Genomic DNA, 15,269 nt, shown 5'->3' on the forward strand with positions numbered 1-15,269 from the left:
TATTTAATGATTAAAAACTGTTAGAAAATCGGTCAAGGATTATTTAACCTAAAAAAACAAAACCATCTTTCACAAATGTCCTTCGACAAAAGTTATTCAATGGCTTTGTTTGTATTTATTGATGAATTTAAAAGTTAAAAATATCTTTCAAAATCATTTCTTTACTTAAAAATATTAAGCAGGATTATTTCTCTCTTTTTCAAACTCCCAAACCCTGTGATTGGCGATAGCTTTAATAAAAGCAGCATCGGAATCCTTATTATCAGAAGTAATAATTGCCGGATCATCATGCTTTTTATCATTCACATGACTGGCTTTAAAAATCTCATCTGTTTCATTTCCGAAATAGATTGCTTTACAATGTTTGTAGGCTTCATTCACAAATAAAAGTGTTCCGGGCTTGTTATCTTCATTCAATAAATTGTCTGAAGACTGTTTTCCGCTACACAGATAAAGTGCATCAAAACAAACACTTGCCGTACTTGTTAAAGAATGTTTAGGTTCGAAAACCGTTCCATCATCAGCTTTTACAGGTGCTAAACTTCCGGCAATAACCTGTACGACAGCTCCTTTCGCTTCTAATTTAGACTGTAAAGATTTTACATCGGCAGCTTTTACTCCGTTTTCCATGATAAAACCTATAATTCTGCTTTCAATTTTATCTTTAACCGTATTGGCCATGCTTAATGCTTCTGAACTTTTTGTTGAAGGTTCTTTTTCAGGACTTTGCAATGTTGCAGGATCAGCATCTGCGGGAATACTTCCGTTTGGCTGCTTTAATTCTACCACTTTTACGCCTACTTTTTTAGCAACTGTTGCTGCTAAGTCTTTATTAATGAAAGCCAACTGACCTACTACTCTTTCTCGAATTGCGGGAATTGTTACTTTTGAAAGTTCAAAAATAAGCGCGTTCTGTAAATGCTGTTTTTCCGGAGCCGACTGACTGTTAAAAAACAATTTAGCCTGAGAATAATGATCTACAAAACTTTCGCTTCTTGCGCGGATTTTTTTACCGTCAATTCTTTCATTATGAGAAGAAAAACCGCCATCTTTCATCATCGCCTGAAAAGGACACCCTCCTCCAATAGAATTGGGTTCGTAACTTACTTTTCCTTTTACGATCTGCTGACGCATGTGTCCGTCACGTTGGTTATTATGAACCTCATTTAAAGAACGGTTGATCGGGATCTCATGGAAATTTGGAGATCCTAAACGGGATAATTGAGTGTCTGTATAAGAAAATAATCTTCCCTGCAACAACGGATCATTCGTAAAATCTATTCCGGGAACCAAATGTCCGGGGTGGAATGCAATCTGCTCTGTTTCAGCGAAAAAATTGTCCGGATTTCTATTCAATGTTAAAGTTCCGACCATTTGAACAGGAACTTCTTCTTCCGGAATTAATTTGGTAGGATCGAGTAAATCGAAATCAAATTTATGTTCATCTTCTTCAGGAATGATCTGCACGCCGAAATCCCATTCTGGAAATGCACCGTTATCGATGGCTTCCCAAAGATCTCTTCTATGAAAATCTGAATCTTTACCTGAAATTTTAGTCGCTTCATCCCAAGCTACAGAATGGACTCCCAATTTTGGTTTAAAATGGAATTTTACAAAATGAACCGCTCCTTCATCATTAATAAATTTAAAGGTGTGAACTCCAAACCCTTCCATCATTCTAAAACTTCTCGGAATCGCTCTGTCGCTCATCGCCCACATAATCATGTGCATACTTTCGGGCATTAATGAAATAAAATCCCAAAAAGTATCGTGCGCGGAAGCAGCTTGTGGAATCGCATTATCCGGTTCAGGTTTTACGGCATGTACCAAATCAGGAAATTTCATTGCATCCTGAATGAAAAATACGGGAATATTATTTCCTACCAAATCATAATTGCCTTCTTCCGTGTAAAATTTAATGGCAAAACCTCTTACATCACGAGCAAGATCGGTACTTCCTGCGCTTCCTGCAACCGTAGAAAAACGCACGAAAACAGGGGTTTCTTTGCCTTCTTCAGATAAAAATTTTGCTTTGGTGAATTCTTTCAGGCTTTTATTTAACTTAAAAGTTCCATGAGCTCCAGATCCACGGGCATGAACGATCCTTTCCGGAATTCTTTCATGATCAAAATGGGTGATTTTCTCGCGAAGAATAAAGTCTTCCAATAAACTTGGACCTCTTTCTTCCGCTTTTAAGGAATCCTGATTGTTGTTGATTTTTAAGCCCTGATTGGTCGTCAGTTTCTGATCAGCATTGTCTGTGGTGTGATTTTGAAGCTGATCTACCTTTTCATTAGGCGGTGTTTTTGGGTCTTTCATAGTGTATATTTTAGTAGTTAAGTGTGTGTAATTGGTGTGTGATTCTTATTTTAATATTTAAAAAAGATCATGATCAATAATTCATCTTTTTAATTTCTGTCGACAATTCAAAAAAAAGGATAGAGACCAATGAGTTTCTATCCTCTTATTAAAACTCGTCGAAAACATATGTACTATTTCCTCTTAGTTTTAATCAGTATTTAAAAATAGTTTATGAAAGATTTACTTCTTTTATAATATCCATTACTTCTTCACGGTTTTTTCTGAGTCTGTTACCCATTCTGTCAAGAAGATCTATTTCTTTGCCTTCATCAAACTTTAGATCAAAATCAGTTAACTGTGAAAATTTATTTTTCAAAAGTCTTGCATTGATGTTCCAATCTCCGATAATCTTAAAATTATTATTGGTTATATTTCTATTTATTTCCATGATCAGAGGATTTGTATGTTATTATACAAATATCGAACCTTTACAGTGCAAAATATTGCAAATCAATCAAAATAGTTTACATATTTCACACAATTAAATATCTTCTAGATTTTTAGTCCGTTTTTGCTTCAACTGTTTATAAAAAGACGGTGAAAGCCCTGTTATCTTCTTAAACTGATTGGAAAGATGAGCTACACTGCTGTAATTAAGTTTATAAGAAATCTCAGTAAGGTTTAATTCGTCATACAAAAGCAATTCTTTTACCTTTTCAATTTTATTCACGATGATAAAATGCTGTATGGTAATTCCTTTTACTTCAGAAAATGTGTTGGCCAAATAGGTGTAATCATAACCCAATTTTTCACTTAAATAATCAGAAAAATTCTCCTTCGGCACCTCGTCAGAATAATGGATCATTTCTGTGATCACATTTTTAATTTTTTCGATCAGAATGCTTTTTTTATTATCAAGCAATTCAAGACCGTATTTTAGGAGGTTTCCTTTTAAAATTTCACGTTGCTGTTTGGTGATATCATTCAATATTTCTACAATACCAAGGTCAACAACCGCATGTTTTATGCCGAGGTTATTAAGTTCTTCGTGTACAACCATTTTGCATCGAAGGCTTACCATATATTTTATATATAATTTCATGGCAGTATTGAATATTTCACAAAAATTAATTAATAAAACAGTTTAAATAACGGCTTATAATCTACTCAAAGTTACACTTTTAATCATTTATTATTTTATAATGTGGTACGCTAATTCCTTATTTTTCTCAACTCGTTTGAAATAAAATCTATGATTTATGCAACAAATAACAATCTATGTATAAACCTTTCGTTTTTTTATAGACGAACTTTACCCTAAAGTAAAATAGTATTATGTCAAAAGAAAAAGACGTCAAAAAGAAATCTGATAAAACAGCTCCTTTGAAAACGGCAAAAGAAAAAAAAGCAGATAAAATCGCTAAAAAAAATGATCGTGATAATGAGAGCAAAAACACAAGCGCTTAAATAAATAACTAAAAACCTTGTTGGTACTATTACTAACAAGGTTTTTTTTATCTAAATTCTCCTCATAAAGAGGATTTTTTTCTATTTTTTAATCGCTTTACTGTTTAAAGTAATATCAGCGACTTTTGACAATAATTTATCGCAAATTTTCTCTTCATTTAACGTTGCTAAGAGATTTTTTAAGCAAGTTTTTTCTTTAAGAACTTTAGCATATGCCGCTAGCGTACCATAAGTTGCGATCTCATAATGTTCTACTTTTTGTGCCGCAGCGATGATTCCAGCATCTCTTACAGCTCCCGGCTCGGTTTCTTCCATGATTCCTTTGCCTTCGTCTAATAGACCTTGCATTGCATCGCATTTTTTTGCTTGAGCTTTTTTACCCAATGAAGCAAAACACTCTTCCAGTCTTTTTACGTGTACATGAGTTTCGGCAAGATGCAGTTCAATCGCTGACTGTAACTTTTTGTCCGTTGCATTTTTATGCATTTTTGGAAGAGCCTTCGTAAGCGCTTTTTCTGCCCAATAAATATCTTTTAAAGAATCTTCAAATAAATCTTTCAATTCTTTAGCTGCATTTTTTTTAGCAGGAATTTTTGCCTGAGTCTTAGTTTGCGTCTTTGAAGATGCCGTTTTTTTAACCGTCGCTTTCTTAGCTGGTGTTTTAGTTTCCATAAGTATTATAATTTAGTGATTAATTGTAGAATTTGTCCTGTAACTCTAACAATTTTGAGACCAAAAGTGATAAAATTTACGATTGAATTAACATCTTATTAATTTATCATCAATTTTTCAGATGTAATAAAACCCTTTTCAAGATTGTCTTATTACTAAGCTAAAATTAATAACAATAAAACAAAATGAGAAAAATATTTTTTCTAATCTTACTGACTTCATTTCTCACTACTACTCTTTCGGGACAGGAATTTAATAATCTATTTTCAACACTTTCTAAAAATAATCTTTTCAATGGAAGTGTTATCATTTCCAAATCAGGAGAAACCGTTTTTTCCAATTCGTACGGGTTTTCAAATATTGAAAAGAAAGAGAAAATTAATAATCAATCTCAGTTCGCTATTGCCTCCATAACAAAAACGTTTACAGCAACGGCAATACTTCAACTTAAACAGAAAGGAAAACTCAATATTGATGATTCGGTTCAGAAATATCTTTCGGATTTTCCTTATCCAAATATCACCGTTAAACAATTGCTGAATAACACTTCAGGACTGGCGCAATATTATAATTTATTTGATACTGTCATAAAAGAACAACCGGAAAAAATAATTTCTAATCAGGATATTATACCAACATTTATTCGCTTCAAAACACCACTTTCATTTGTTCCGGGAAGCAAATGGGAATACAACAATGTTAATTTTTGCCTTGCTGCTCTGATCATTGAGAAAATATCCGGAATGAGTTATGCCAATTATTTGGAGAAAAATATTTTCAATCCTGCGAAAATGAAAGATTCATTTGTTCCGCTTAACAGGAAGATCAAGAAAGTAAATCAGGTAGAGTTATATACGTATCCTAACTTCTATTCCACTCAACTTGTGAATATCACTACTCAAAAAAAACCTTTTATAATCGATGAAAAAAGTAACTTTTACGGAAACGGAGGCATCGTAAGCACAGCCGCAGACTTACAAAAATACCAAAATGCATTGTTTACCTATAAAATTTTAGGCAAAAAAGAATTAGAAGAAGCTTTAACAGCAACAACACTTAATGATGGAAAAAAAGTAAGTTATCAAATAGACGGAAAAGAAGTGAGCTACGGCTTAGGCTGGGAAATGTACACCGATGAAAGTAACGGGAAAATTGTTTTTCATGATGGCTTCATTACCGGACTTACCAGTATCTTATTGCATAACATCACTAAAAATGAAACCATAATATTATTATCCAGCATCGGAAATAGCCCTGTTTTTCCAATATCCAATGCCGTTTTACAAATAATTGATAATAAACCTTATACAATTCCTGTACAGAATTTATCGAGAATTTATGGAAACCTGCTTGAAAGCGGAAATAAAGAAAAAGCAGATCAGCTGATTCAAGAATATCTAAAAAGCCCATGCAGTTATGAAGCCAGTGAAAATGATTTTAACCGATTAGGCTATCAATTTCTAAGACTTCAAAAAAATGAAAATTCTTTGCAGACCTTCTATTCGGCAACATTGATTTTCCCAAAAAGCGCGAATATATTTGATAGTTATGGAGAAGCATTACTTCAATCCGATAAAAAAGAAGAAGCACTGAAAATGTATCAAAAATCAGTTGAATTAAATCCTGAAAACACCAATGCAAAAGATATGATCAAGAAGATTGACGAACTTTTGATTAAAAAATAAGATATTTTAAAAATTTGTTCTTTATCAGTCTGTTTTCTTCACAACTTAAATCCTATTTTTGCAAAAAAACTAATGGACAAATTGAATTTTCTGGAAGTTATTGCAGCGATTTCCGTTTTTATATCGCTGCTTCTTGCCGTATTTTTATTAACGGTAAAAACAGAAAGGAAACTAGAAAACAGATTATTTGCGGCGTTCCTTATCATTAATGCAATTGATATGAGCGGACTTTTTATGCATTATTTTACTGATAGTTACAACCTGAAAACTTTCAAAATGTCTGCTTACTTATTGGTAATGCCTCTTTTCTATTTGTACGTTAATGCTGTCTGTTATTCAGATTTTAGATTAAAAAGAAAGCACTTACTTCATCTTATCCCTTTCATTGTTGTCAATTTACTTTTAGTTCCAAGACTTTATCTTGCAGAAGGTTCTCCTAAAGAATATTTTTTCAAGCATATGTGGGACTCTCCCGAGATGTTTTTTTATCAAGTTATTGCAGAACTACAGTATTTCTTTTATATCGTTGGCGTATTCATAATACTCAAAAAATACAAGAAAATTTATCTTGAGAATTACACGAACCCCAACACATTGTTGTACAAATGGCTGTTTCAGCTTACAATGATTTTACTATTCATCCATGTATTTATTATTTTTAAAAATACAATACGATATACAGCATACAACGACCTGTTTATTTGGATACATATTGTCGCGGGAACTTCCTTTTTATTGGCTGCCTGCTGGTTTATATTGAAGGCATTAAATTATCCTGAGCTTTTTCGAAGAATTGATTCTACCTTACAACCGACAGAAGATTTTACTGAAACTCTCGAAACTGAAAATAAAACCGACGAAACAAAAAGTTTTCAGATCGAACAACTTAAAAATTTCATGACTGAAAAGGAGCCGTTTTTAGAACCTTCATTAACGATTCAGGAATTGGCGGATCAGGTGAAAATTCCCGTTCGGGATTTGTCTGTTTTAATTAACCATCACATCAATCAGCATTTTTTTGATTTTGTGAATGAATATCGCGTGAAAAAAGCAATGACCATTCTAAAAGATCCTTCAAAAAAAGAATATACCGTGCTGGAAATTTTATATGAAGTGGGTTTTAATTCAAAATCTTCGTTTCATACCTCATTCAAAAAATACACGAACCAAACACCTACAGCTTTCAGAAATAATTGATATTTAACTAATTGCAAATACTCAAACTTCAGTTTGTAGAAAGTCGGACTCATTTCAACAGGAAAAATGAGTCCGACTTTTTTTACATGGACTTATCTCAAAACTTTCTACAGCATATTTGTATCAGAAAATTCAAAGTCAAATTAAAACTTAGAAACTATGAAAAAAATAAGCCTGTTTATCCTAACTCTATTATCCGTATTTTGTTTAGCACAACTAAATCCAGTAAAAATTGACACCCTTTTAACCACTGAAATTGGCGGAATAAAACAAGTCATAGAAATTAAAACTGATGATGCCAACAAGCCCATCCTTTTATTTTTATCGGGCGGCCCGGGAAGCTCAATGATGAAAAACGCAGACTCTTATACTAATATTTTAAAAAACAAATTTACCATAGTTCAATGGGATCAGAGAGATGCAGGAAAAACATTAGCCTTGAATCCTTCACCTGTGCAGCCGTCAGTTGATTTAATGGGAAAAGATACTTATGAGGTTATTAATTTTCTATTAAAGAGATTAAATCAGAAAAAACTTTACTTATTAGGCAGCTCTTGGGGAAATGCTTTGGGTTTTTATATTGTTAGAAACCATCCGGAATTATTACATGCTTATTTTGCTGTAAATCCTGTTATCAGTCAATTAGAGAGTGAAAAAGAACTACTCAAAACATTGAAAGTTCATTTTAAAGATAAGCCTGCTGCCATGGAAGAATTGGAAAAAGTACATTTTCCTTTTACCAATGATGAAGAAATGTTTTATTTAAGAAAATGGCTTTTTTACAAAGATGGCAAAGAATATGTAACGACTGATGATTTCAAAAAGGGCTTCCTTCAATGGTCAAAAACATGGTCTCCTGCATGGAACGAAGTCATGAAAATTGACCTTCCAAAAACTTTAAAGAAAGTCGACTGCCCAATTTATTTCTTTGTTGGAAAAAATGATATTCAAACCTTGACGAGCATTACAAAACAATATTTTGAAAAAGTGAAAGCGCCTAAAAAAGATTTATTTCTATTTGAAAATTCAGGGCATCAAATTCATAAAGACGAAGCAGAAAAATTTCAAAATACAATCATTCAAACAATGAATTAATACACTCCTATTAAACTTTGGAAACCATGAAAAAAACAAGCCTTTTTACCGCAATAATAGTATCAGTATTTTGTTTAGCACAACAATCATTAAAAGAAAGCATCAACCTTAAATCTGTCGTTGATAACGCCGCTCAAAAGATGGTTGAAAAACCATTGATCAATGCAGTCTCCATAGGAATTGTTTATCAAGGACAAGAATACATTGGACATTACGGTGAATTAGAAAAAGGAAAAGCCAATTTGCCAACCGATAAAACCATCTATGAAATTGGTTCGTTAAGCAAAACGATTACCGGAACATTAGTTGCAAAAGCTGTGTTGGAGGGGAAAATAAGCCTTGAAGATCCTGTTCAAAAATATTTATCCGAGGATTATCCTAATTTAAAATTTAATAATCATCCCGTTCGCATAAAGGATTTAGTGACGCATACCAGCGGATTACCTCCTATGCTGCCTTTATCCATCAATGCACTTTTTAAAGATTTTACCAATCAAAAAACGCCGGAAAACATCAATAATGTGTTGAAAAATTATATTCAAAAAGATTTTTTAAGAGACTTGCATACCGTGAAAATCGACACGATTCCCGGATATAAATACGCCTATTCAAATGCAGGAATAGAAGTATTAGCTTCTGTATTGGAAAAAGTATACCATAAAAAGTTTGAGTTGCTGTTAAAAGAATATTTGGCTCAACATATTCAGATGAAAAATACGACCATCAATCTGACAAAACAGGAAGAAAAAAACCTTGCAGTGGGCTATCATTCTAATTATAACGATATAACAATGAAGATGCCTACATTACCTTGGGGTTCGTCCGGCAATATAAAAACCACCCTTCCGGACATGATGAAATATCTTACCTATCAGTTGAAAAATAATCCTGAAATAGCAGAATCTCACAACCCATTGGTGAAAATTGATGATACATTTAGCGCAGGTTACGCTTGGCGCATTATTAAAGATGAAAAATTGGGAACGTTATACAAGCATCACGGCGGAGTTTTTCGTTCACAATGTTTTATTTATATCATTCCAAAATATAATTTGGGAGTATTTATTATCACTAATCAAAGTGGTGAAAACACTCCAAAAGATATGCAGGATACATTAAATGAAATATTTGAAAAAATAGAAAAAAACAGCTGATTATCTACATAACATCAATAAACCAAATCCTTTAATAATATGATCCAACTCATAATATTAAAGGATTTTTCTTTGTTTCTTACTCTAAAATTTACAAAATAATTAAAAATCAAGTTACATGAAATACAGCGAAGCAGTACAACACAAAAAAGAATCTTTAAAAAATGCAGACGAATCTGTATTAAAAGATTACCACATCATAATCACTCCGGCCAAAACAGATGAAAGCCAAAAGTACATTGAAGCTTTTACGGAAAATCCTGAAAAATTTGATGATGAAAGCTGTAAAAAATTCTGTTCCAACGATGATTATGAAGTCGTAAGTTTTAGAAAAGAGACAGAAGAAGAAAATTAAGACATCACATTTTAATTATTCTAAAACTAAATGATATTCTCATTTATTATCTAATTTTTAGGAATAAAAAACATAATTAAATTAATCTTCAAATAATCACTAATGAAAATTTTTCTAAAAATTAGATTTAAATTTTCAAACATGTGGTATGTAAGCATAAATGGTTAAAAAAATAAATGTTTTTCGGATTTTTGTGAGTATTTTTGATGCAAGAGTAAACATAATTAATTATTGATTTTTCATTCCTATGATCTTAATTGTTGATGATAACCAAAATAATCTTTATTCACTAAAAAAATTATTAGAATCTAAAGATTTTCAGGTTGATATAGCGAGTTCCGGTGAAGAAGCATTGGGAAAAGCATTAAAAAATGATTACGCTTTGATTATCCTGGACGTGCAGATGCCCGACATGGATGGTTTCGAAGTCGCAGAAACATTAGCTGATTACAGCAAAACCAAAGAAATACCTATCATATTCCTATCTGCCGTAAATACTAAAAAAAAATTCATCACCCGTGGATACGCTTCAGGCGGAAAAGATTATGTAACCAAACCTATAGATCCCGAAATTCTTTTATTGAAAGTAAAAACTTTCTACAGCCTTCAGGAACAGAATCTTGCGATGAAAAAAGCACAGCAAGGCCTAGAATTGGAAGTAAAAGGAAGAAGAGAATCTCAGGTCATTATGAAATCCCAGATCGATCATTTTCACCTAATGCTGGAATCTCTACCTCAAATTGCTTTTACATTAAATGAAGACGGAATTGTAGATTTTGTCAACAGAAAATGGCATGAATATTCGGATTCTGAACATGAATTTCCTGAAACTCATTTCGACGATCACAATATCAAAGAAGAATTTGAACGTTGCAAAAAGAAAGGCAAAGCTCTCGAGTTGGAGGTCAGAATAAAAAACATAGAATCTGGAGACTATCGCTATCATTTACTGCGAGTTACCCCCGTTTATGAAGAAAATACTATAAAGAATTGGGTCGGAACATTTACTGATATTGATGATCAGAAAAAAGTAGAAAAAGAAAAAGACGAATTCCTAAGTATCGCCAGTCATGAGCTGAAAACACCTCTGACAAGCATTAAAGCCTATGTTCAGCTATTGGATCGTAAGTTAAAATTAGACAAAGAAGGTGCGGAAGCTGGCTTTATGATTAAAGTTCAGGATCAAATAGAGAAACTTAACACCTTAATTACCGACCTTTTAGATGTTTCAAAAATAGAGAATGGAAAACTGAAAATCAACAGAAAACCTACCAATATTGGAAACGTCATCCAAAATGCAATTGATACGATATTGCAGACCCATGAAGATCGTCAGGTAAAAATCGACTGGCACGGAATGAAACCCGATATTTTAATTCCTTTGGATGAAATTCGAATCGAGCAAGTTTTGATCAATTTTCTTACCAACGCTATCAAATATTCTCCACAAAATAATCAGGTCATTGTTACGACTTTCGTTGACGAAGAAGAACAGGAAGTTAAAGTAAATATTACCGATTTCGGGATCGGAATTCCAGATATCAAACAAGATGCCGTATTTCATAAATTTTATCGTGTAGAAGAATCTTCGCTACAGTTTCAGGGAATGGGAATTGGCCTGTTCATCTGTTCCGAGATCATCAAACAACATCATGGAAACATCGGAGTATCAAGTAAAGTGGACGAAGGCTCTACATTTTATTTCACATTACCATTAAATTAATTTTCATGCCGAAAAAAATCATAAGAAATCTTCAGTTTGGAGTTGGTTTATCTTTATTGATCTTAATTGCGAGTTCAATTGCCTCTTATATAAGCATCCAAAGGCAGATGGAACACAGGGAAAGCTTATCCCAAAGCCGACGTTCGGTTACGGCTGTAAAAGACGTTTTAATCGCTCTTTTGGACGCAGAAACAGGAAACAGAGGATATCAGTTAACGGGAAAAGAAAATTTCTTAGAACCTTACAAACGTAGTTTAGCCGACTATCCAAAAGCTTTCGAACGTGCAAAAGCATTAGATATTAAAGATAAAAATCAACTTGACCGCCTAAATAATTTACAGCAGAATGTCAATAGCAATATCAGTAATTTAAAACATTTTGTAGAAAACAGACGAAAAGGCATTGTAATGACTCAGCAGCAGGTTTTGATGAGCAAAACTTACATGGACAAATGTCGCCAGATCGTTCGCGATTTTGTACAATATGAAGAGGCTCAGCTTGCTATAAAAAATAAAGACCTTAACCGTTCATCAGATACCACCGTATTATTTATCCTGTTTTCTGCAATAGCAGCCGTTGTTGTCACTACATTTTTCTATATAAAATTACGTGCAGACCTTATCCGCAGAGACAAGCTTGAAAAACAGTTAAAAGCTAAAGATCTGGAAATCAGCAGACGTGTAAGTGCGATTCAGCAAGTAGCAAACAGGGTTGCCAATGGTGATTACAGCCAAAAAGCTTCTGATACTTCTCAGGACGATCTTGGAGATCTGGTTGGATCTCTTAACAATATGACGGATTCCCTGAAAAAATCTTTCGACGAGATCAATAAAAGCGATTGGCGTCAGAAAGGTCTTGCTATTTTAAATGAATCTTTAGTAGGAAATAAATCTGTAAACGAGGTTTCAAAAAAATCTTTACATCAATTAATTGAATACGGAAATTGTATCAATGGTTCATTATATCTTTTTGACGAAGGCGTATTAAAATTAAATACAGCTTTCGGACTGGAAGACAACATGAAAAAGACCTTTGAGCTAGGAGAAGGAATGGTTGGTCAAGCTTTTGTTAACGAAAAAACACAGGTTTATAATAATCTTCATGAAGAAGATTTTACGGTAACTTTTGCCAGCAGTAAAATTACAATCTACGGAATAATATTATTGCCGATTTTGGCAGACGGACACACAATCGGAGTTTTAGAATTAGGCTCAACATCTAATTTTGAAGAAGAACGCGTAGATTATTTCTCAGAATGCAGCCGAAATATCGGAATTGCTTTAAGTGCCGCAAAAAGCCGTGAAAAAGAACAGCAATTATTAGAAGAAACCCAAGCTCAATCAGAAGAATTACAGGTTCAACATTCTGAATTGGAGAATCTTAATACAGAATTAGAAGCGCAGACTCAAAAACTACAGGCTTCGGAGGAAGAATTGAAAGTTCAGCAGGAAGAACTGATGCAGGCCAATGCCGAATTGGAAGAACGTTCAAGATTATTGGAAGATAAAAATCACCTGATCGCCGAACGCAATAATGAAATTCAGAAAAAAGTAGAAGAACTTGCTTTAAGCACAAAATATAAGTCAGAATTTTTGGCGAATATGTCGCACGAACTTCGTACTCCATTGAATTCAATCCTACTTCTCTCTCGTTTAATGACTGAAAATCCTGATGAAAACCTAAATGAAGATCAAGTTGAATCAGCGAAAGTAATTCAAAGTTCAGGAAGCAGTTTATTAACCTTGATTGATGAGATTTTAGATCTTGCTAAGATTGAATCCGGTAAAATGACGTTGGAATATGAGGAAGTAATCATCGATGATATTATAAAAGATTTAAAAAGTTTATTCAAACCTATTCTTCGTGAAAAAGGGATTGAATTTAACATCGAAATAGAAAATGATGTAGAAAAAGCGATTGAAACCGACCGTTTGCGTGTAGATCAGGTGATGAGAAATTTACTTTCAAATGCTACAAAATTTACAACCGAGGGAAGCATCAATTTAAATATCAAAAAAGATCCAAAGAACAATGATTTCATCATTTTCAGTGTAAAAGATACCGGAATCGGAATTGCAGAAGACAAACAGAAAATCATTTTTGAAGCTTTCCAACAAGCAGATGGATCTACAAGAAGAAAATTTGGAGGAACAGGTTTAGGCCTGTCAATAAGCCGAGAAATTGCCAGATTATTAGGTGGCGAACTAATGCTTACAAGTAAAGTAAATGAAGGAAGTGAATTTAGCTTAATCATTCCAATTAAAGCAATCTCAGAACCTATTCACCCTGAAACAGATCAGCATTTAATGGAAACCATTCGTGAAGATGTTGAAGAAATTCAAAATATCCTTGAGGATGGAGAAATTCAATATACACTCCCTGTCAATACCTTGGGAATTCCGGAAAATGTAGCCGATGACCGCGAAACCATTACTGATGGTGATAAAGTTATTTTAATCGTTGAAGATGATATTAATTTCGCCAAAGCATTATTGAAATACGCTCGTTTACAAGATTATAAAGGAGTCGTTTCCGTAAGAGGTGATCACGCCTTATCCACTGCTATTCAGTATCATCCGGCGGCTATTTTACTGGACGTTCAGCTACCTGTAAAAGATGGATGGCAAGTAATGGATGAATTAAAATCAAATCCTCAAACCAAACACATTCCGGTTCACATGATGTCTGTTTTGCATGTGAAAAAGGAAAGTCTGATGAAAGGCGCTATTGATTTCATTAATAAACCGATGGCTTTGGATCAGATGACTGAAGTTTTCAGAAAGATTGAAGAAGCCCTAAAAAAATCTCCGCAAAAGGTTTTAATTGTTGAAGAAAATGCGAAACACGCAAGCGCACTCTCCTACTACCTAAGCAACTTTAATATCTCATTATCAGTAGAAAACAACGTTGAAGATTGTGTTAAAGCTTTAACGGAAGGTAATTCCGACTGTGTCATTTTAGATATCGGAGCAGAAAAAGGAAATCAATATCAAATTATAGAATCCATCAAAAGTTATGAAGGACTTGAAAATCTGCCGATCATTATTTTTACTGGACATAATTTAACTCAGTCAGAAGAGCTGAAAATCAAGCAGTACGCTGATTCTATCGTTGTAAAAACGGCACATTCTTACCAAAGAATTTTAGATGAAGTTGGTTTGTTTTTGCACTTGGTTGAAGAAAAAAGCAATTCAGAGACCATTAAAAATAAAGTATTAGGTTCATTAACGGAAGTTCTGAAAGGCAAAAAAATCCTGATTACTGATGATGACGTTCGAAATATCTTTTCTCTAACAAAATCGTTGGAAAAATATAAAGTAGACGTAGTTTTAGCGATGGATGGCAAGCAGGCTTTAGAGAAGATGAAAGAAAATCCTGATATCGATGTTGTTCTGATGGATATGATGATGCCGGAAATGGATGGATATGAAACGATTAAGGAAATAAGAAAAATGCCGTCACACATGCGTCTTCCGATTATTGCCATTACTGCAAAATCGATGATCGGTGACCGTGAAAAATGTATCGCTGCAGGAGCTTCAGATTACATCTCGAAACCTGTGGATATTGACCAATTGTTATCGTTGCTACGTGTTTGGTTATATGAAAGTTAAACAGAA

Annotated in this window: 12 protein-coding genes; 8 read left to right on the plus strand and 4 right to left on the minus strand. The window is 33.5% G+C overall.

All coding sequences use genetic code 11. From position 1 onward, the window contains the following. Positions 1 to 174: 174 nt before the first annotated feature. From A0O34_RS20830 to A0O34_RS20840, 3 genes are all read right to left on the minus strand, one after another. On the minus strand, positions 175 to 2,319 hold the full coding sequence (locus tag A0O34_RS20830; RefSeq protein WP_066758968.1) for a catalase: 2,145 nt from the start codon (positions 2,317 to 2,319) through the stop codon (positions 175 to 177). Positions 2,320 to 2,530: 211 nt separating this feature from the next. Beyond that, positions 2,531 to 2,749 carry a hypothetical protein gene (locus A0O34_RS20835; RefSeq protein WP_066758970.1) on the minus strand — a complete coding sequence of 73 codons (219 nt, stop codon included), beginning with the start codon at positions 2,747 to 2,749 and terminating at the stop codon, positions 2,531 to 2,533. A 93-nt stretch (positions 2,750 to 2,842) separates the two neighbouring features. Continuing rightward, entirely contained in the window at positions 2,843 to 3,403 is a 561-nt protein-coding gene (locus A0O34_RS20840) for a helix-turn-helix domain-containing protein (RefSeq protein ID WP_066758972.1), read from the minus strand. A 233-nt stretch (positions 3,404 to 3,636) separates the two neighbouring features. Between A0O34_RS20840 and A0O34_RS22745 the strand changes: the two genes are divergently transcribed. Further along, positions 3,637 to 3,768, plus strand: coding sequence for a hypothetical protein (locus A0O34_RS22745; RefSeq protein WP_257737073.1), 132 nt, complete (start codon positions 3,637 to 3,639; stop codon positions 3,766 to 3,768). Between the two features lie 81 nt (positions 3,769 to 3,849). Here the strand turns inward: A0O34_RS22745 and A0O34_RS20845 are convergent, their stop codons facing one another. Beyond that, the gene (locus A0O34_RS20845; protein WP_066758974.1) at positions 3,850 to 4,440 is read right to left on the minus strand and encodes a YciE/YciF ferroxidase family protein; all 591 of its coding nucleotides are present in this window, start codon (positions 4,438 to 4,440) and stop codon (positions 3,850 to 3,852) included. Between the two features lie 185 nt (positions 4,441 to 4,625). Between A0O34_RS20845 and A0O34_RS20850 the strand changes: the two genes are divergently transcribed. From A0O34_RS20850 to A0O34_RS20880, 7 genes are all read left to right on the plus strand, one after another. After that, complete coding sequence (locus A0O34_RS20850; protein WP_066758976.1) at positions 4,626 to 6,125, plus strand: serine hydrolase; 1,500 nt, start codon at positions 4,626 to 4,628, stop codon at positions 6,123 to 6,125. 72 nt (positions 6,126 to 6,197) lie between these two features. Beyond that, positions 6,198 to 7,322, plus strand: coding sequence for a helix-turn-helix domain-containing protein (locus A0O34_RS20855; protein ID WP_066758977.1), 1,125 nt, complete (start codon positions 6,198 to 6,200; stop codon positions 7,320 to 7,322). Between the two features lie 159 nt (positions 7,323 to 7,481). Beyond that, positions 7,482 to 8,417: an alpha/beta fold hydrolase gene (locus A0O34_RS20860; protein ID WP_066758979.1), complete on the plus strand. Its 936-nt coding sequence runs from the start codon at positions 7,482 to 7,484 to the stop codon at positions 8,415 to 8,417. A 26-nt stretch (positions 8,418 to 8,443) separates the two neighbouring features. Further along, entirely contained in the window at positions 8,444 to 9,571 is a 1,128-nt protein-coding gene (locus A0O34_RS20865) for a serine hydrolase domain-containing protein (RefSeq protein WP_066758981.1), read from the plus strand. Positions 9,572 to 9,689: 118 nt separating this feature from the next. Further along, positions 9,690 to 9,926: a hypothetical protein gene (locus A0O34_RS20870; RefSeq protein WP_066758983.1), complete on the plus strand. Its 237-nt coding sequence runs from the start codon at positions 9,690 to 9,692 to the stop codon at positions 9,924 to 9,926. 247 nt (positions 9,927 to 10,173) lie between these two features. After that, positions 10,174 to 11,649, plus strand: coding sequence for a hybrid sensor histidine kinase/response regulator (locus A0O34_RS20875; protein WP_066758985.1), 1,476 nt, complete (start codon positions 10,174 to 10,176; stop codon positions 11,647 to 11,649). A gap of 5 nt (positions 11,650 to 11,654) precedes the next feature. Next, on the plus strand, positions 11,655 to 15,263 hold the full coding sequence (locus A0O34_RS20880) for a response regulator (protein WP_066758987.1): 3,609 nt from the start codon (positions 11,655 to 11,657) through the stop codon (positions 15,261 to 15,263). The last annotated feature ends 6 nt before the right edge of the window (positions 15,264 to 15,269 follow it).

It is taken from the genome of Chryseobacterium glaciei (assembly GCF_001648155.1).
Lineage (GTDB): Bacteria > Bacteroidota > Bacteroidia > Flavobacteriales > Weeksellaceae > Chryseobacterium > Chryseobacterium glaciei.